General features: G+C 61.3%; 19 protein-coding genes. 11 read left to right on the top strand and 8 right to left on the bottom strand.

The genetic code is table 11. The annotated features are described in order from the left end of the window. The first annotated feature begins 133 nt into the window (after positions 1-133). Entirely contained in the window at positions 134-295 is a 162-nt protein-coding gene (locus BM234_RS17210; RefSeq protein ID WP_139226762.1) for a YjiS-like domain-containing protein, read from the top strand. Between the two features lie 25 nt (positions 296-320). Further along, positions 321-488: a YjiS-like domain-containing protein gene (locus BM234_RS17205; protein ID WP_139226761.1), complete on the top strand. Its 168-nt coding sequence runs from the start codon at positions 321-323 to the stop codon at positions 486-488. A gap of 86 nt (positions 489-574) precedes the next feature. Here the strand turns inward: BM234_RS17205 and coaD are convergent, their stop codons facing one another. From coaD to BM234_RS03365, 3 genes are all read right to left on the bottom strand, one after another. Further along, positions 575-1,069 carry a pantetheine-phosphate adenylyltransferase gene (gene coaD / locus BM234_RS03375; protein ID WP_092060597.1) on the bottom strand — a complete coding sequence of 165 codons (495 nt, stop codon included), beginning with the start codon at positions 1,067-1,069 and terminating at the stop codon, positions 575-577. Positions 1,070-1,173: 104 nt separating this feature from the next. After that, positions 1,174-1,608: a CBS domain-containing protein gene (locus tag BM234_RS03370; protein WP_092060595.1), complete on the bottom strand. Its 435-nt coding sequence runs from the start codon at positions 1,606-1,608 to the stop codon at positions 1,174-1,176. A 58-nt stretch (positions 1,609-1,666) separates the two neighbouring features. Next, entirely contained in the window at positions 1,667-2,554 is an 888-nt protein-coding gene (locus BM234_RS03365) for a LysR family transcriptional regulator (protein ID WP_092060593.1), read from the bottom strand. A gap of 99 nt (positions 2,555-2,653) precedes the next feature. Between BM234_RS03365 and BM234_RS03360 the strand changes: the two genes are divergently transcribed. After that, entirely contained in the window at positions 2,654-4,153 is a 1,500-nt protein-coding gene (locus BM234_RS03360) for a CoA-acylating methylmalonate-semialdehyde dehydrogenase (RefSeq protein WP_092060592.1), read from the top strand. A gap of 48 nt (positions 4,154-4,201) precedes the next feature. On the opposite strand, the gene BM234_RS03355 is transcribed toward BM234_RS03360, so the two are convergent. After that, on the bottom strand, positions 4,202-4,780 hold the full coding sequence (locus tag BM234_RS03355; RefSeq protein WP_092060591.1) for a lytic transglycosylase domain-containing protein: 579 nt from the start codon (positions 4,778-4,780) through the stop codon (positions 4,202-4,204). Between the two features lie 148 nt (positions 4,781-4,928). Between BM234_RS03355 and ssb the strand changes: the two genes are divergently transcribed. After that, positions 4,929-5,483 carry a single-stranded DNA-binding protein gene (ssb, locus tag BM234_RS03350; RefSeq protein ID WP_092060589.1) on the top strand — a complete coding sequence of 185 codons (555 nt, stop codon included), beginning with the start codon at positions 4,929-4,931 and terminating at the stop codon, positions 5,481-5,483. Between the two features lie 39 nt (positions 5,484-5,522). On the opposite strand, the gene aroB is transcribed toward ssb, so the two are convergent. Then, entirely contained in the window at positions 5,523-6,638 is a 1,116-nt protein-coding gene (gene aroB / locus BM234_RS03345; RefSeq protein ID WP_092060587.1) for a 3-dehydroquinate synthase, read from the bottom strand. Beyond that, a complete protein-coding gene (locus BM234_RS03340) occupies positions 6,635-7,186 on the bottom strand; it encodes a shikimate kinase (protein ID WP_092060585.1) in 552 nt (183 codons plus the stop codon). Before BM234_RS03340 ends, aroB begins: the two co-directional genes overlap by 4 nt. Before the next feature lie 116 nt (positions 7,187-7,302). Here BM234_RS03340 and BM234_RS17410 point away from each other — a divergent pair, with 116 nt between their 5' ends. From BM234_RS17410 to BM234_RS03320, 5 genes are all read left to right on the top strand, one after another. Next, positions 7,303-7,452 (top strand): hypothetical protein, encoded by a 150-nt coding sequence (locus BM234_RS17410; protein ID WP_175501186.1) that lies wholly within the window; start codon positions 7,303-7,305, stop codon positions 7,450-7,452. Continuing rightward, positions 7,442-8,977: a hypothetical protein gene (locus BM234_RS03335; RefSeq protein ID WP_092060583.1), complete on the top strand. Its 1,536-nt coding sequence runs from the start codon at positions 7,442-7,444 to the stop codon at positions 8,975-8,977. Before BM234_RS17410 ends, BM234_RS03335 begins: the two co-directional genes overlap by 11 nt. Continuing rightward, positions 8,974-9,945 (top strand): site-specific tyrosine recombinase XerD, encoded by a 972-nt coding sequence (locus tag BM234_RS03330; protein ID WP_092060581.1) that lies wholly within the window; start codon positions 8,974-8,976, stop codon positions 9,943-9,945. The genes BM234_RS03335 and BM234_RS03330 overlap by 4 nt, the downstream gene beginning before the upstream one ends. A gap of 187 nt (positions 9,946-10,132) precedes the next feature. Continuing rightward, the gene (locus BM234_RS03325; RefSeq protein WP_092060579.1) at positions 10,133-11,440 is read left to right on the top strand and encodes an HlyC/CorC family transporter; all 1,308 of its coding nucleotides are present in this window, start codon (positions 10,133-10,135) and stop codon (positions 11,438-11,440) included. A 305-nt stretch (positions 11,441-11,745) separates the two neighbouring features. Next, positions 11,746-12,864 (top strand): carboxylate-amine ligase, encoded by a 1,119-nt coding sequence (locus tag BM234_RS03320; protein ID WP_092060577.1) that lies wholly within the window; start codon positions 11,746-11,748, stop codon positions 12,862-12,864. On the opposite strand, the gene BM234_RS03315 is transcribed toward BM234_RS03320, so the two are convergent. Then, positions 12,865-13,839: a glycosyltransferase family 2 protein gene (locus tag BM234_RS03315; protein ID WP_092060575.1), complete on the bottom strand. Its 975-nt coding sequence runs from the start codon at positions 13,837-13,839 to the stop codon at positions 12,865-12,867. A gap of 98 nt (positions 13,840-13,937) precedes the next feature. Here BM234_RS03315 and mmsB point away from each other — a divergent pair, with 98 nt between their 5' ends. Next, entirely contained in the window at positions 13,938-14,813 is an 876-nt protein-coding gene (gene mmsB / locus BM234_RS03310; protein ID WP_092060573.1) for a 3-hydroxyisobutyrate dehydrogenase, read from the top strand. Between the two features lie 69 nt (positions 14,814-14,882). Beyond that, positions 14,883-15,080, top strand: coding sequence for a YgaP family membrane protein (locus BM234_RS03305; RefSeq protein ID WP_092060572.1), 198 nt, complete (start codon positions 14,883-14,885; stop codon positions 15,078-15,080). 6 nt (positions 15,081-15,086) lie between these two features. Here the strand turns inward: BM234_RS03305 and uvrA are convergent, their stop codons facing one another. Continuing rightward, positions 15,087-17,945, bottom strand: coding sequence for an excinuclease ABC subunit UvrA (uvrA, locus tag BM234_RS03300; RefSeq protein ID WP_092060570.1), 2,859 nt, complete (start codon positions 17,943-17,945; stop codon positions 15,087-15,089). Positions 17,946-17,997 lie beyond the last annotated feature (52 nt).

Here is a 17,997-nt window from a genome sequence, read left to right as displayed (position 1 = left end):
CCGACGAGGCTAATTCTCCTTCAGCGTTGCGATTACTGCATGGCGCTACGGCAGCAGCGGCAATTGTGCTGCGCCGCAGCACGCCTATGTTAGCGGCAACAGAGGACAAACGACCAACTCGAAGGATGCCCAGATGGCACAGCTTTTTACAACTCTCCGCGCCGCAATGAACCGCCGCGTGAACTACCACCGCACCCTGTCCGCTCTCCGTGACATGCCGCAGCGCACCGCGACCGATCTTGGGATCAACCCCGATGAGGCACGCCGGACCGCAGCACAGGCAATCTACGGCTGAGATACGACACTAAAGGATATAGACGATGACCAACCCCATGAACAAACTGCGCAGCGCCTTCGCACGTCGCGCCGAATATAGCCGCCTCGTCAACGAGATCCGCGGCATGTCCAATGAAACCGCGCTGGACCTCGGGATTTTCCGCAGCGACGCGCACCGTATCGCCCGCGAGGCCGTTTACGGCGATCACTGACCGAAGCAAGGCGCCCGATCTTTGGGAACGGGCGCCTGCTATGCCGATGTGAAGCCGGTCAAAAGCTTTGCTCCAAATTCCTTGCGCTAACCGCCCAGTCTGGACCGCAGCGCGCGATCGACCTTCGGGGTCACGAATTTGGATACATCGCCGCCGTGACGCGCGATTTCCTTCACCAGCTTTGATGCGATTGCCTGATGGCGGGCTTCGGCCATCAAGAACACCGTCTCTATCGAACTATCGAGAGCACGGTTCATCCCCACCATCTGATATTCGTATTCAAAGTCCGCCACGGCGCGCAATCCGCGCACGATCACCTGCGCCCCGACATCGCGGGCACAATCGATCAACAGGTTCTCGAAGGGATGCACCACGATCTCGGTGCCAGTGTTCACCCCAAGGTCGTGGCATTCGGATTCGATCATCCCCACACGCTCTTCCAAGGTGAAAAGCGGTGATTTATCCCGATTGATTGCGACGCCAATCACCAAACGATCCACGAGCCGGGCGGCCCGTTCGATGATATCCATGTGCCCAAGCGTGACCGGGTCGAATGTCCCGGGGTAAAGACCAACGCGCATCGCATCCTCCGCTTTGCTAGCCGTTCGCGCAACGCAACATTATTGCGAAAGAGAATGCAAGGCGACGCTTTGGCGCGCGCTCAGCCCGCGTCGGCACTGCGTCTTCAGTGCCCCATGATCATGCCCTCGAGGGCATCTTTCTCCATGGCCAGTTCTGAGAGCTTTGCCTTGACCACGTCACCAAGGGTGATCAGACCGATGAGTTCGCCCCCTTCGACCACCGGCATGTGGCGGAAACGTCCCTCGGTCATCTGTTCCAGCACGCGATCGGCGGTTTCATCCCGGCGGCACGTCTTGAGCTTGCGCGTCATGAGGTCATCGACCTTCTGGTTGAGGCAGCTTGCCCCATTTTCGCCCAGTTCCCGCACGATATCGCGCTCCGACAGGATACCCTCGGCGGTGCGCCCGTCGGCCGAAATGACGACCGTACCGATACGCCGCTCTGCCAATATGCGGGCCGCCTCCGCCACCAGTGATCCCGGTTTGACGGTGACAACACCGCTGTCTCCCTTGGACTTCAGGATCTGCTGGACCAGCATGAGGAACCTCCACGATTTTTTGTTTCGAGGGAAAGCGTTGCCGCAATCGGGGATTCTGTCAAGTCGCGGCCTCAAGCAGAGCCACTTCCTGTCGCAGTCCTTCCGTCAGGATCGCGGAAAAACGGTTCAGCCGGTCAAGGCGCCGGTCATCCGCATGGCGTACAAGATAGAAGCTGCGGCTCAGTCGGTGTTTTGGCAGGACAGTCACGACGCCAGGAGCCGCAGGCAGAGCAAAGGCATGCACCACGCCGATCCCCGCGCCGCCCCGGATCCAGTTGAGTTGAACGCTGACGGAATTGGAGGCCAGATGCACTCTCCCGATCCCGAATTCTGCAAGGTAATCCAACTCCTTATCGAAGATCATGTCGGAGATGTACCCGACGATCCGATGGGCCGAGAGATCCGAAAGACGCTCTATGGCGGGCGCGTGCGCAAGATACTGCTCAGAGGCCCCCAGCGTCAGGTGATAGTCGGTGATACGCTGCACGGTGAGCCGCCCGGCAGTGGGTGCGGAGACGGTAATGGCCATATCAGCCTCACGCTTCGTCAGGTTAAAATCACGCGGCAGCGAGACAATCTGAATTTCCAGCTCGGGGTTCGCATCCATGATCCGCGCACAGACCTGCGGCAGCACATAGTTTGCGCAACCGTCGGGTGCCCCCACGCGGATCTGGCCCGAGAGTTCGCCCGGAGTTCCCGAAACCGCATCCGCACCGCCCTGCATCGCCTGCTCCGCGCGTTCTGCGTGGGACAGCAGCCGTTGCCCCGCATCTGTCGGAGCATACCCTTGCGGCGATTTTGCAAAAAGAACCGCGCCCAGTTCTTCCTCCAACCGCGCCACGCGCCGCCCTACGGTGGCCGGATCAACGCGCAGCGACTTGCCCGCAGCGGTCAGGCTTTCGGTTCGCGCGACTGCGAGAAAAACCTTCATGTCATCCCAGTTCATCGGCGCTCCAGTATTTTTGCAAAACGGGTTTGGGATATTCGCTCTTCTACATAGATAACTGCAAAGTTAGGGTGCAGGCAAATCTCAGGAGGATGGACCATGCAGAATCTCACCCACTATCTTGGCGGCGCACGGGTAGAAGGCGGCTCCGACCGCTATGCCGACGTGATGAACCCGGCGACCGGCGAGGTGCAGGCGCGCGTACCGCTCGCCACCGCTGCCGAACTGGATGCCGCCGTGGCTAGTGCTGCGGAAGCGCAGATCGGGTGGGGGGCGACGAACCCACAACGGCGTGCCCGCGTCATGATGAAGTTCGGCGCGCTGATCAATGAGCACATGGACGAGTTGGCCGAATTGGTGAGCCGTGAGCACGGCAAGACGATCCCCGATGCGCGCGGCGATGTGCAGCGCGGCCTCGAGGTCGTTGAGGTCTGCATGGGCGCGCCCCACATGCTCAAGGGCGAATTCACCAACGATGGTGGCCCCGGCATCGACCTCTATTCCATGCGCCAGCCCCTTGGCGTGGTCGCGGGCATCACCCCGTTCAATTTCCCCGCCATGATCCCGCTGTGGAAGATGGCTCCGGCGCTCGTCAGCGGGAACGCGATGATCCTGAAGCCGTCCGAGCGATGCCCCTCGACCTCACTGCGCCTTGCGGAGCTGCTGACCGAAGCGGGCCTGCCCGATGGTGTTCTGCAGGTCGTGAATGGCGACAAGGAAGTCGTCGATGCCATCCTGGATAACGAAACGGTTGCTGCCGTGGGCTTCGTCGGGTCGACCCCGATTGCCCAGTATATCTATGGCCGCGCGGCGACCAACGGCAAGCGCGCGCAGTGCTTTGGCGGCGCGAAGAACCACATGATCATCATGCCCGATGCCGATCTCGACAAGGCGGCGGATGCGCTGGTGGGTGCGGGATATGGTGCAGCCGGCGAGCGCTGCATGGCGATTTCGGTGGCTGTGCCCGTGGGGGAAAAGACGGCTGATGCGCTCATCGAACGGCTCGTGCCACGGATCGAAAAGCTCAAGGTTGGGCCCTATACCGCGGGCGACGATGTGGACTATGGCCCCGTCATCACCAAGCAGGCCGAAACCCGTATTCGCGGCCTGATCGACAAGGGCGTGGAAGAAGGCGCGGAGCTTCTCATCGATGGGCGCGATTTCCGCCTGCAAGGCTATGAGAACGGGTATTTCATTGGCCCGAGCCTCTTCGACCGTGTCACGCCAGACATGGAAATCTACAAGGAAGAGATCTTTGGCCCGGTCCTGTCGCAGGTGCGCGCCGAAAGCTATGAGGACGCGCTCAAACTCACGATGGACAACCCCTATGGCAACGGCACCGCGATCTATACCGCCGATGGCGATACCGCGCGTGACTTTGCCAACCGGGTCAACGTGGGCATGGTGGGTATCAACTTCCCCATCCCTGTGCCGCTGTCCTATCACAGCTTCGGCGGGTGGAAGAAATCGGCCTTTGGCGATCTGAACCAATACGGCCCTGATGCCTTCAAGTTCTACACCAAGACCAAGACCGTCACAGCCCGCTGGTTCTCCGGCATCAAGGATGGCGGAGAGTTCCACTTCAAGCAGATGGACTGATCCGAATCCGGCCGCCGCGGGATATTTCTCGCGGCGGCGCTTCTCGGCTTATCTGCCGAGAATGACTTTCACGTAGCCTTGGGTTTCGCGGTAGGGTGGAACATCGCCGTATTTCCGGACGGCCGCCGGACCTGCGTTATACGCGGCCAGCGCAAGCCGCCAGTCGCGAAACTCGCGGTATTGTTCGGCCAGATACCGCGCACCGCCTTGCAGATTCTCCACCGGGTTGTGGGGATCGACCCGCAAGAGTTGCGCCGTCCCCGGCATGAGTTGGGCCAGTCCAAGCGCCCCCTTATGAGATCGCGCCGCAACGTTCCAACCCGATTCCTGTTGGATCAACCTGAGAAAGAGATCCTCCGGCACGCCATGTTGCCGCGCAGCCGTCCGCGCAAGCGACAGATACGGCCCCTTGTAACGACCGCTATAGGCCGGACCACCCCACTTGGTCGGGGTATGGACGCGCGCCGGTTGCAGGCGAACGGAATTGGCATATTGCGAACTTGCGCGATCATCGAGCAGGTCGGTTTGCGATTTGAACAGGCTCAGCCGGTTCTTTGATGACAATACGTCCCCGGATGCGGGCGCAGCCATCAGCAGCCCCACAAGGATCGTTGCGATTGGTTTCATCTGGTCCCTCGTCGACTGGCCGTTTCTTGCGCGATCCGGGGCGCATAATACATGGCATGGACCATATGGCCAGTGCCCGTGGCGCTCAGCCGCTGCTCTGGTATAGGGTCCAGCCAAACGAGCACGACAGAGATTCGAAAGGGGCGACATGGCCGGTTCCGTCAACAAAGTGATCATCGTGGGTAATCTCGGGCGCGACCCCGAAGTGCGCACGTTCCAGAATGGGGGAAAGGTCTGCAACCTGCGGATCGCGACCTCCGAAAACTGGAAGGACCGCACCACCGGGGAACGGCGAGAGAAGACAGAATGGCACAGCGTCGCCATTTTCTCTGAACCGCTGGCACGTATCGCGGAGCAGTATCTGCGCAAGGGGTCCAAGGTCTATATCGAAGGCCAGCTTGAAACCCGCAAATGGCAGGATCAGTCCGGTCAGGATCGCTATTCGACCGAGGTTGTTCTGCGCCCCTACCGCGGGGAATTGACCCTCCTCGACGGGCGGAGCGATGGCCAAGGCGGCGGCGGTGGCGGCAGCTTTGGCGGCAGCGGCGGCGGGGGTGGCGGCTATGGCGGCGACGATCGCTACGGCAGCGATCAGGGCGGCTATGGTGGTGGCCCGAGCGGCGGCCAAGGTGGCGGCGGTCAGGGCGGTGGCGGTCAGGGCGGCGGCTCCAACCGTGATCTTGACGACGAAATCCCGTTCTAAACTTCAAAAGCTCCGCGGTTGCGCCCGCGGAGCTTTTTGTTAGCGCCGTGCCGCGAGCGCGTCCTGTAAGACCGACCGCACGACATCGCTCGGCACATCGCGGCTCACGAACGCATCCCCGATACCGCGCGCCATGACATAGTGGATCTGGCCATCCAGAACCTTTTTGTCCTGGCCCATGAGCGCCAAGAGGGCATCTGCGTCCGGCAGATCGCCGGGGATGTCCGCCAGATCGGTCTTCATGCCCATATCGCGCAGATGCGCGCGCACTCGGCTTGGCTCTTCCTGAGAACAAAGCCCCAACCGCGAGGAGGCTTCGAACGCGAGCGCGCAGCCGATAGCCACCCCTTCGCCGTGGAACAGTCGGTCCGAGTACCCGGTCGCGGCCTCCAGCGCATGACAGAAGGTATGGCCAAGGTTCAGAAGCGCGCGATCGCCCTGCTCGGTTTCATCCCGCGCGACGATCTCTGCCTTCATCTCGACCGACCGGCGCACGGCGTAGGCCCGCGCCTCCGGATCCCCCGCCTTGAGGTTCGGCCCCTCGGTCTCCAGCCATTCGAAAAACTCCGCGTCCCCGAGCAGGCCATATTTCACCACCTCGCCATATCCTGCGAGAAAGTCGCGTTCGGTCAGGGTTTCCAACGCATCGATATCGGCGAGGACGAGGCTGGGTTGATGAAAGGCCCCGACGAGATTCTTGCCATGCGGAGAGTTGATGCCGGTCTTGCCGCCGACGGAACTGTCGACCTGTGCCAGAAGTGACGTCGGGATCTGCACAAATCGAACGCCACGGCGCATGATGGCTGCCGCGAACCCGACGAGATCTCCAATCACGCCCCCGCCAAGTGCGACTACAACATCGTTCCGCTCGATCCGCTCCGCCAGTAGCCATTCGACCACATGCTCCAACTCGGACCAGCATTTGGTTGCCTCGCCAGCCGGAAGGATCAGCGCCCTTGCCTCGATGCCCTGCGCAGCGAGCGAAGCGCGCAGCGGGCCGAGATGTATCTCTGCCACGTTCGCATCCGTCACGATGGCCACATGGGGCCGCGACAGAATCGGCGCGATCTCTTCGGCCGCTCCTGCGATAAGACCGCTGCCGATGCGAACATCATAGGATCGCGCCCCAAGTGCTACCCGTACCGTTTCGCTCATGGATTGCTCTCCTTCAAGATGTCGGGCCGCGCATGTAGCGCGCGCAGCACGGCGGTTGTCATGGCTTCGATGGAATAGTGGTCCAGCGCCTCGACCCGGATTTCGGCCTGCGCATAGATGGGCACACGCGCTTCATAAAGTTCGCGGAGCGTTTCCTTGGGATTTGCGGTGCGCAGCAAGGGGCGCGTCGTCTTGTGGCGAACGCGGTTCCACAGCAGGTCCAGACCCGCATCAAGCCAGACGGACACACCGCGCTCGGCGACCATCTTGCGGTTCTCTTCCCGAAGGAACGCTCCGCCGCCGGTTGATAGCACCATTGGAGGCCCTTCAAGCAGGCGCGCGATCACCGCGCTTTCCCGCTCCCGAAAGAAAGCCTCCCCGTCGCGTGCAAAGATTTCAGCGATGCTCATGGTGGCGGCAGATTCGATCTCAGCGTCCGAATCGACGAACTTGACCCCAAGACGATTGGCCAACGCCTTGCCGATTGCCGTCTTTCCTGCCCCCATCATGCCGACCATGACGATGGTTTTTTCAAGGCTGCAGGTCATTTATCCCCCGCGCGGTCGGTTTCTTTCCGCCTGTTCTGCATTCCGTCGACTTGAATGACGTGAACTCCGGGAAAAGGCCATATATAAATCGGGAAAAAGAACGGGCAGGGACAGGCATGTTTCGGATTCTCAAATATCTCTTCTATCTCCTCATCCTCGCGGCTATCGCGCTTGTCGCATACGCCTATATCGGCCCGTTCATCGGTGCCGACTTCTCTCCGCGACAGGTGGAGATCCGAACCCCGGTGGAGCTTGATGCCGATTAGGGCCATCGCTTTGGCGCTGATCGCGGCTGCGGGACCTCTGGTAGCAGAGCCAGTTCCGGCGCGTGGCGGGGCACCCTTGTCGGCGATCGACTGGCTGTCCAAGGACGCTCCGCGCGCGCCGGGCGTGCCACCCCGAGGGACCGAAACCGCGAAGGGGATCATCACACCGGAAATCACGGTGACGCCGCTGGGCGTGCCCGATGCCGAGGCCGCGGGCCTGTTTTCCCCGGACTCCAGCGGCTTGCCCGCCGACCTTTGGTCAGCAAGTGACACCGCGGATATCGCGCAGGCTCTGGAGCGGGCGGGAAGCCCCTCCCTTCCGGCGATGCAGCGCCTGCTGCGCGCGCTTCTGCTTACCGAAGCGCAGCCGCCCGCGACCTCATCTGACGGGTCCAGCTTTTTGCTGGCACGTATTGATGTGCTCATCGAGCTGGGCGCACTCGACGAGGTCGCCGCCCTTGTGGAACAGGCGGGGCCTCGGGATGCACAGATTCTGAGCCGCGATTTCGATGTGGCGCTTTTGCGCGGCGCGGAGGATGAGGCCTGTAAACGGCTCGAAGCGCATCCCGAATTGACCCCATCCTTGCCGGCGCGGATTTTCTGTCTGGCTCGGGCGGGTGACTGGTCGGCGGCGGCACTGTCGCTGGAGATCGGCAAGGCGCTTGGCAAGCTCGATCAGGAGGAAGACGCGCTTCTGGCTCGGTTTCTCCATGCAGATTTCGCAGAAGACGCCCCGGCCATTTCCCGCCCCAAGACGGCAACGCCGCTCAAATTCCGGCTGCTGGAAGCCATCGGGGAGCCTCTGCCCACGGCCACCCTGCCCCGCGCCTATGCCTATTCCGACCTGCGCGGCCTGAGCGGTTGGAAAGCGCAACTCTCAGCGGCGGAGCGATTGGCTCAGGCCGGTGCGATCCCCGCCGGTCGGCTCGCCTCCAGCTACAGGGTGCGCGATGCGGCGGCTTCGGGCGGGGTCTGGGACCGGGTCGATGCGGTGCAGGCCCTTCTCGATGCGCTTGATGCCGGCGATCGAAGTGCTGCGATCAAGGCCCTCCCTGTTGCATGGGAACGTATGAGTACCGCTGGTCTGGGCGGCGCGCTTGCCGCGATGGCTGGCGAAGCGCTGGCCGATCTGAACCTGTCCGGCACGCCAGCCGATCTGGCGTTTCGTCTTGCGCTACTGAGTCCCGCCTATGCCGAGGCGGCGGAGGCACGGCGCATTTCCGACCCGGAAGATCGCCTGCTGATCGGTCTTGCGCAGGGCACGCCCCCCGAGAGCCCCGCATCCTCCCCCGTAGCCAAGGCGGTTGTCGCAGGCTTCACGGCCTCTCCCCCTGATGCTGTCGCCGGATTGTTGGATGAGGGCCGCAAGGGCGAAGCCATTCTCGCCTCCATGGCGGAAATGAATGCCGCCGACACCCCTGCCCGCCTGACGCGCGGAATTGCCGGGCTTCGCGCCGCTGGCCTCGAAACCGTTGCGCGCCGCGCCGCGTTGGAACTCGTCCTGCTCCCCAAGACCCGGTCATGAGCCGCGATCTTCAATGGATCTCTGCCTTCATCGAGGCACAAGCGGCGGAGCTTGATGCCGCGCAGAATACCCAACTCGCCTATGCCCGGGATCTGCGCAGCTATTCCGAATGGCTGACCGGAACGGGCCGTGATTGCGCCAAGGCAACACGCGAGGATGTCGAGGCCTATCTGGTGGAGTGCAACCGGCTGGGGCTCGCCAGCGCCACCAGAGCCCGCCGCCTGTCCGCAATCAAGCAACTCTATCGTTTCCTTTTTGAAGAAGGCCTGCGTGAGGACAACCCCGCCCTGCGCATTCGCGGCCCCGGTCGCGAGAAACGCCTGCCCACGACGCTGTCGGAGAAAGAGGTGGATCGCCTTCTGGCCGCGGCGCGCAGCACCGGACGCGCCCCCGCAGACCGTGCGCGCAATACCTGCCTGATGGAACTGCTCTATGCGACGGGGATGCGCGTGAGCGAACTCGTCGGTTTGCCGGTCGCTGCGGCGCGTGGCGATCCGCGCATGCTGCTCGTTCGGGGCAAGGGCGGACGTGAACGCCTGATCCCTCTGACGCCACCGGCAAGAGAGGCACTTGGGCAGTGGCTCGGGGAACGGGACGCCGCCGAAGAGGATGGCCGTCTCCGGGGCTTGCCGCCTTCGCCGTTCCTCTTTCCATCACGCGGCAAGGGCGGCCATCTGACCCGGCATCGTTTCTATGTGCTGATCAAGGACTTCGCGCTTGAAGGCGGCGTCTCCCCCGCCAAGGTAACTCCTCACACTCTCCGCCACGCCTTTGCCACGCATCTTTTGGCGCGTGGGGCCGATCTTCGCGCAATTCAGACTTTGCTCGGTCATGCAGATGTCGCCACGACCGAGATTTATACCCATGTTCTGGAAGAACGCCTGCGCGAGTTGGTCGAGGACCATCACCCGCTGGCTGTGGCCGCACGGCGGAATTCAGGGGGAAGCTCGTCGTCCGAGGGCTCTTGAGAAGGCAGGTCCAGTTTTTATCAACGGTGAGTTCTGCTCGGCCAGAGATGAAAGTCCGCCGCGCCCCCGTGATTAACGGCGCGAAGACCGGCAAGCCCGCACCAAGTTCGCGTGCTCCTGCCCGCCACCACCTTGATTGCGCGCGGTACGACCTCCATAACACCTTCAACCAAAGGGAAGACGCTGAATGGACGCCGCTACACCGATTCTAGACGCTGCATTCTGGATCACGAGCATCTCGATATTGGGCCTTCTGGTCCTGTCCGGGTTTTTCTCCGGGTCCGAAACCGCCCTCACCGCGGCCTCGCGGGGTAAACTCCGGGCGCAGGCGGACAAGGGCTCTCGGGGCGCGAACCAGGCGCTGGAGATCACAGAGGACAACGAGCGGCTGATCGGGTCCGTCCTGCTTGGCAACAACCTTGTCAACATTCTCGCCACGTCGCTGGCCACTGCGCTCTTTACCCGGCTCTGGGGCGAAAGCGGTGTGGCGCTTGCCACCATTGTAATGACCGTGCTCGTGCTCGTCTTTGCCGAGGTGCTTCCCAAGACCTATGCCATCACGAATGCCGAGACGGCAGCGGCCTTTGTCGCCCGGCCCATCGGCCTGATCATACGCGCCTTTTCCCCGATCGTCAGCGCCGTCCGCCTTTTCGTGCGGGGTGTGCTGCGCGTCTTTGGCGTTCAAACGGACCCCGACAGCCAGATCCTCGCCGTGCGCGAGGAAATCGCCGGTGCCCTGCACCTCGGCCATTCCGAAGGCGTGGTCGAAAAGGAGGACCGGGACAGGATCCTCGGCGCGCTCGACCTTTCAGAGCGCTTCGTGGAAGAGATCATGCTCCACCGCTCCCAGATCCAGATGCTGGACGCCGATGCCGATCCGCAGGACATCCTGCGGCAATGCCTCGAAAGCCCGCATACGCGGCTTCCCGTTTATCGCGGTGACTATGAAAATATCGTGGGCCTTGTTCATGCCAAGGATCTCCTGCGCGCCATGCACCGGCTCATGTCCGGCGACGATCCGGCACCCGGTGGGCTGGAAAGCTTCAACATCGCAGATGTCGCGATGGAGCCTTATTTCATCCCCGAAACCACGACGCTGGACGACCAGATGCGCGAATTCCTCAAGCGCCGGACGCATTTTGCCCTCGTGGTCGATGAATATGGATCGCTGCAGGGGCTGATCACGCTGGAGGATATTCTCGAAGAAATCGTGGGTGAGATCACCGATGAATTCGACATTGATGCCGAACATCAGATCCGCAAATCCGACGATGGGCAGTTCCTCGTGGATGGCGCGATGACCATCCGGGATCTCAACCGCGCCATGGACTGGAGCCTGCCCGACGAAGAGGCCAATACAGTCGCCGGTCTGGTCATCCATGAGGCCCAGACGATCCCGGCGGTCGGTCAGGTCTTTTCCTTTCACGGCTTCCGGTTCGAGGTCATGGCCCGCAAGGAAAACCGCATCACGCGGCTGAAGATGCGCCCGCTTTAACTTGCCGGATCAATACCTTATGGCACTAAGGTCAGCATCGCGATCGGCCACGATACACTCTGTTCGCGTCGAATGAGGCTGAGCAACGTAGATATCCGGGGCACCAAGGTGACTTGGCAACCCGCTGGGGTGCGAACGCGCCACCGCAGGCCCCCCGCACTTCCGGCGAAGCCGAAGCGCTTCTACGGCAAACGGATCGGATAGCCTACCCGGACGCAAACACGGCCCAACCGAAATGAAATCGTACAAAAGCGAATTAGGTTATACGCTAGGCCTTACGATCCATACCGGTGGGGAGCGTGGAGATGGGTGACGCGGAATTCACAATCGGCATCGAGGAGGAATATCTTCTCGTCGATACCTCCACCATGGCATTGGCCGAAGCGCCCGACACCCTCATGTCGGAATGCGAGGCGCTTCTGGAGGGGCAATTCTCCCCTGAGTTTCTGCAATGTCAGGTCGAAGTGGGAACCCGCGTTTGCGCGGATGTCCATGAGGCGCGGGAGGACCTTAAACGCCTGCGCTCCACCGTCTCTGCCGCCGCCGCGCGCCACGGGCTTGCCCCTATCGCCGCTTCTTGCCACCCGCTCGCCCATTGGAAAAGTCAGGCGCACACCGACAAGGCGCGTTACCATGAAATCTATCAGGATATGGGCGGGGTCGCCGAACGCTTGCTGATCTGTGGGATGCATGTCCACGTCGGCCTGTCGGACGATGCGGAGCGGATCGACCTGATGCGGCAAGCGGCCTATTTCCTGCCACATCTGCTTGCGCTATCCTCCTCCTCCCCCTTTTGGCAGGGTCAGGATACGCGGCTTGCTTCCTACCGCTTGTCGGTGTTCGACAGCTTGCCGCGCACAGGCTTGCCGCCCAACTTCGCCGCATGGTCGGATTATGCCCGCTCCGTCGATACCCTGGTGAAGCTCGGCATCATCGAGGACAGCACCAAGATCTGGTGGGATCTGCGGCCCTCCGCCCGTTTTCCGACACTCGAAACCCGGATCATGGATGTGCAACCACGGCTCGAACATGCGCTGACTTTGGCGGCGGTGGTGCAATGCCTGATGCGGATGTTGACCCGGCTGCGCCGGCGAAACCTACGGTGGCGTATCTACGAACCATTCCTTATTGCCGAAAACCGCTGGCGCGCTCAGCGTTATGGCACGACCGAGGGGCTGATTGACTTTGGTGCAGGCGACATCAAGCCTTGGACTGTCCTCGGAACAGAACTCATTGATCTGCTCGGTGAAGATGCCGAAGCCCTGCATTGCACCGAAGAGTTGGAGCGACTGCGAGAAATCCTCAGCGGCGGAACAAGCGCAGAGCGCCAGCGGACGGTGCTCGCTAACGCCGAGGGCGACAAGGAAGCAGGCATGCGCGCGGTCGTGCGGCACTTGATCGAAGAGTTCCACGCAGACCTGTGATCAGTCCTCTTCGGTGTGCACCTTCTCTGTGCCGGGGGCGTAGTGCTGGCTCTCGCGGCCAAAGTAGCCCTTGATCCGTCCGGTCCCCATACCGACCTTGTAGATCGCTCGTATCAGGTGATGCTTCCCTAAAAACAGCGCCGAGATGGCCACCAAAATCGCGTCGAAATAACGGCTTACTGCATAGGGCAGAATGCGCCGCAGAGGCAAACTGCGCAGCCGAACAGAGTTGGCCGCCTGATCACGGGCTCGGGTGAACTGATACCCCGGCAGCAGCCGTTTTTGCGGAGTCGGCTCCTCGACGATGGCATCCGGCACCCATCCAACCTTCCCCCCCGCAGCCGCGAGATCGAGAGAAAACCGGGTGTCTGAGCCGCCTGTGAATTGCAGGCGTTCGTCGAAGCGTAGTCCCAACTCGCGGACCGTGCTCAATCGAGCGCACCAGTTGTTCGTATAGACGGGAAAGATTTCGTCTGTGCCCTTTTCCACTGCTTTGGCACGAATGTGGTTGCGCTTCTTCCCTCTGTCCAAAAGAAAATCAAAACACGCCCGGTTCCAATAGCTCATATGCCCACTCGGCGCGGTATAGTGGATCGGCCCGCCCGCGAGGTCTAGATCCCGAGCCTGAGCACCGGTTACGAGGCTCTCCAGCCAATCAGGGCGGACAAGCTCGTCATCGTCGACGAAAGTCAGAAGATCACAGCCCTCGCGCAGCGCCATGTCGAGCACCTTGTTCCGAGCCATGGGAATGCCGGGCCGCGGTTCAAGCTCAATCAGCGCGCGATGCCCGGTGCGCTCCGCAAAGGCGGCAACCTGCGCTTCCATGCTCAGGCGCTCGTCGTTTTCGGCGAACAGGAAGATTACATCCGCGCCCTCGGGCAGGGACATCTTCGCAAAACTGTCCAGCAGTTCACCGAACATCGCCGGCCTCTGCCGCGTGATGGCACCTACGCCTATCCTGATTTGCTTCGTCATGTGCCCCTCGCCGCATCTTTTGCGATGCCTGCCCGATCCGCTTGCAAAAGGCAACCTGAGCGTGAAATCTCGAAGCCGGGAGATGGGAAGGAACTGGCATGAAGATTGGATTCATCGGGCTTGGGAACATGGGTTCACCCATGGCGGCAAATCTCGCGGCGGCAGGGCACGAGGTCATCGGGTTCGATCCGGCCGGGGTACGCGCGGAAGGCGTGGGGACGGCACAAAGCGCAGCGGAGGCGATCAAAGGTGCCGATGTCGCCCTGACCATGTTGCCATCAGGAACGATACTGCGCGATGTCGCAACAGACATCATCCCCGCGATGGACCCCGGGGCGGTATTCATCGATTGCTCGACAGTTGAAGTCGATACCGCGCGAGACCTTGCAGAAGTTTGCGGCGCAGCGGGGCTTTTCAGTCTGGACGCGCCGGTATCGGGCGGCACGGCTGGGGCAACCTCTGGAACCTTGACCTTCATGGTCGGCGGCCCGGAACAGGCGTTTGAAAAAGCGCGCCCGTTGCTGGAGATCATGGGAGCTCGGGCAATTCACTGCGGACCGGCAGGAGCGGGTCAGGCGGCGAAAATCTGTAACAACATGATCCTTGGCGCCACGATGATTGCAACCTGCGAAGCGTTTGCACTTGCCGACAAGTTGGGCCTTGAGCAGCAGGCCATGTTCGACGTGGTCAGCACCTCCAGCGGATCGTCGTGGTCGATGAATACATATTGCCCCGCCCCCGGGGTCGGCCCCGCATCGCCCGCCGATAATGGGTACGAGCCGGGATTCGCGGCGGACCTTATGCTAAAGGATCTCCGCCTGGCGCTTGGTGCGGCAGAAAGGGTCGATGCGGCTGTGCCGCTCGGACGCGCGGCGCGTGATCTCTATGCCCGCTTCATCGATGAAGGTGGGACCGGCCGCGATTTCTCTGCAATGCTTCCATATCTGCGCGCTGCAGGCTTCTCTCCAATTTGACCCAAATCATGGTGCGTCCGTCAAGCGTGGCTCAGGATAGGATCATGACCGTAATTTTGGGGGTATGTCATGTTGGAACAGAATATGGGGCGCATTGACCGCATTTTGCGGGGTCTGCTCGGGATACTAATGATTGTCGCATTCTTTGCCCTGCCGGACAGCGGCTGGCGTTGGGTCTTTCTGATCGGGCTGATACCGCTGTTTACTTCGGCTTTCGGCACCTGCCCGATCTATCGTTTTTTCGGCTGGGATACCCGCAGTCGGTAAGGCGGCCTATTCCGCCGCCAGTTTGCGCGGCTTGAGCATGTCCTTCAGGTAGCGCCCCGTGTGGCTGCGCGGTTCTTCCGCGACAGTCTCAGGGGTGCCGACGGCTACGATCTCTCCACCGCCATCGCCCCCTTCGGGGCCAAGGTCGATGATCCAGTCCGCCGTCTTGATCACGTCGAGATTATGCTCAATCACGACGACCGTGTTACCTTGGTCTACCAATTCGTGCAGCACTTCCAGAAGCTTACGGACATCTTCGAAATGAAGCCCCGTGGTCGGCTCATCAAGAATATAAAGAGTGCGTCCAGTGGAGCGACGGGCAAGCTCCTTTGACAGCTTCACCCTCTGCGCCTCACCGCCCGACAGGGTGGTCGCCTGTTGCCCCACCTTGATATAGCCAAGCCCAACCCGCATCAGGGCATCCATCTTCTCGCGGATGGAAGGAACCGCCTGAAAGAAGCCCTGCGCATCTTCGACCGTCATATCTAGAACGTCCGCTATGCTCTTTCCCTTAAACGTAATTTCCAAGGTCTCTCGGTTATATCGCTTACCCCCGCACGTCTCGCAGGTCACATAGACATCCGGAAGGAAGTGCATTTCGATCTTGATGACACCGTCACCCTGACACGCCTCACAGCGGCCGCCCTTCACGTTGAAGCTGAAACGGCCGGGTTTATAGCCACGCGCCTTGGATTCAGGCAGCCCGGCGAACCAATCTCGGATCGGAGTGAAAGCGCCGGTATAAGTCGCAGGGTTTGAGCGCGGAGTACGCCCGATCGGTCGCTGGTCGATATCGATCACCTTGTCGAGATGCTCCAACCCCTTGATCGTCTCGCATGGTGCGGGCGTCTGGCGCGCGCCGTTCAGCCGCATGGAGGCGGTCTTGAACAGCGTCTCGATTGTCAGAGTGGATTTTCCGCCGCCGGACACGCCGGAGACACAGACGAATTTCCCCAACGGGAATTCCGCCGTCACCTCTTTCAGGTTATTGCCTGTGGCCTTGACGACCTTGATCTTTTTCCGGTTTCCCTTGCGCCGCGTGGCTGGAACCTCGATCTGCCGCGCCCCCGACAGGTATTGGCCGGTGACCGAGTTTGGATCGGCGGCGATATCGGCCGGGCGGCCATGGCTCACCACCCGCCCCCCGTGCACACCCGCGCCGGGCCCGATGTCAAAGACATAGTCCGCCTCGCGGATCGCCTCTTCGTCATGCTCGACGACGATGACGGTATTGCCCTGATCCCGCAGGTTTTTCAGTGTGGTCAGAAGCCGGTCATTATCGCGCTGATGCAAACCGATAGATGGCTCATCGAGGACATAGAGCACCCCGGTAAGTCCGCTGCCGATCTGACTGGCGAGACGGATCCGCTGGGATTCCCCGCCGGAAAGCGTCCCTGCATTCCGGCTCATCGTCAGGTATTCGAGCCCGACATTGTTGAGAAATCCGACACGCTCGCGGATTTCCTTGAGAATTGCGCGCGCGATCTCGTTCTTTTGCTTGCTGAGCTTCTCAGGGACCTCGGCGCACCACGCATACGCCTCGCGGATGGACATCTCGACAACCTGTCCGATGTGCAATCCGCCGACCTTGACCGCCAAAGCCTCTTCCCGCAGGCGATAGCCGTGGCATGTGCCGCAGGACCGGTTGTTCTGGTAGCGCTCAAACTCTTCGCGGATCCAGTTGCTGTCGGTTTCGCGATACCGCCGGACCATGTTGGGGATCACCCCCTCAAAGGTGCGCGAGACCTGATATACCCGGCCCCCTTCGTCATAGCGGAACGGAATTTCCTCCTCGCCTGAACCATGCAGAAAGACCTGTTGCACATAGGCCGGAAGATCCTTCCATCGCGCGGTCTTGTCGAATTCATAATGCTTGGCGATGGCTTCGATGGTTTGCGTGAAGTACGGAGATTTTCCCTTTCGCCACGGTGCGATAGCCCCGTTTCCAACAGCGAGCGTCACATCGGGCACAACGAGATTTTCGTCGAAGAAAAGCTCCACCCCGAGGCCATCGCATTCCGGACAGGCCCCGAAGGGCGCGTTGAAGGAAAACAGGCGCGGCTCGATTTCGGGGATGGTGAACCCGCTGACCGGACAGGCGAATTTCTCGGAGAATGTGATCCGCTCCGGCTCACCCTCCTTGGGGGCCGTTTCCAGAACTGCAATACCGTCGGCAAGATCGAGCGCGGTACGGAAACTGTCGGCAAGCCGCGTCTCCAGCCCATCGCGAACCACGATCCGGTCAACCACAACGTCGATATCGTGCCGGAATTTCTTGTCGAGCGTGGGCGGTTCATCAAGTTCGTAGAACTGCCCGTCGACCTTGACCCGCTGAAACCCCTGCTTGCGAAGTTCCAGAAACTCCTTGCGGTATTCGCCCTTTCGATCACGCACGATCGGAGCGAGCAGGAACGCGCGGGTACCTTCTTCCATGGTCATCACACGATCAACCATGTCCTGCACCTGCTGCGCTTCAATGGGCAACCCGGTGGCGGGCGAATACGGTGTCCCGGCCCGGGCGAACAACAGCCGCAGATAATCGTAGATTTCCGTGACAGTGCCAACGGTCGAGCGAGGGTTCTTCGACGTGGTTTTCTGTTCGATGGAAATCGCCGGGGAAAGGCCAGCGATGTGATCCACATCCGGCTTTTGCATCATGTCGAGGAATTGACGCGCATAGGCCGAGAGGGACTCGACATACCGTCGCTGCCCCTCGGCATAGATCGTATCAAAGGCGAGCGACGATTTCCCGGAACCCGAGAGGCCGGTGATCACCACCAGTTCATCGCGCGGAATATCCACGTCGATCCCTTTGAGATTATGCTCCCGCGCTCCGCGGACCTCGATGAACTTCTGTTCAGCCATCAGACACCTTTTTCCTTCGGGACAACAGATAAGGCGACTGACCCGAGTCTCC

Source organism: Poseidonocella pacifica (assembly GCF_900111875.1).
Lineage (GTDB): Bacteria > Pseudomonadota > Alphaproteobacteria > Rhodobacterales > Rhodobacteraceae > Poseidonocella > Poseidonocella pacifica.
This window is presented reverse-complemented; position numbering and strand designations above follow the sequence as displayed.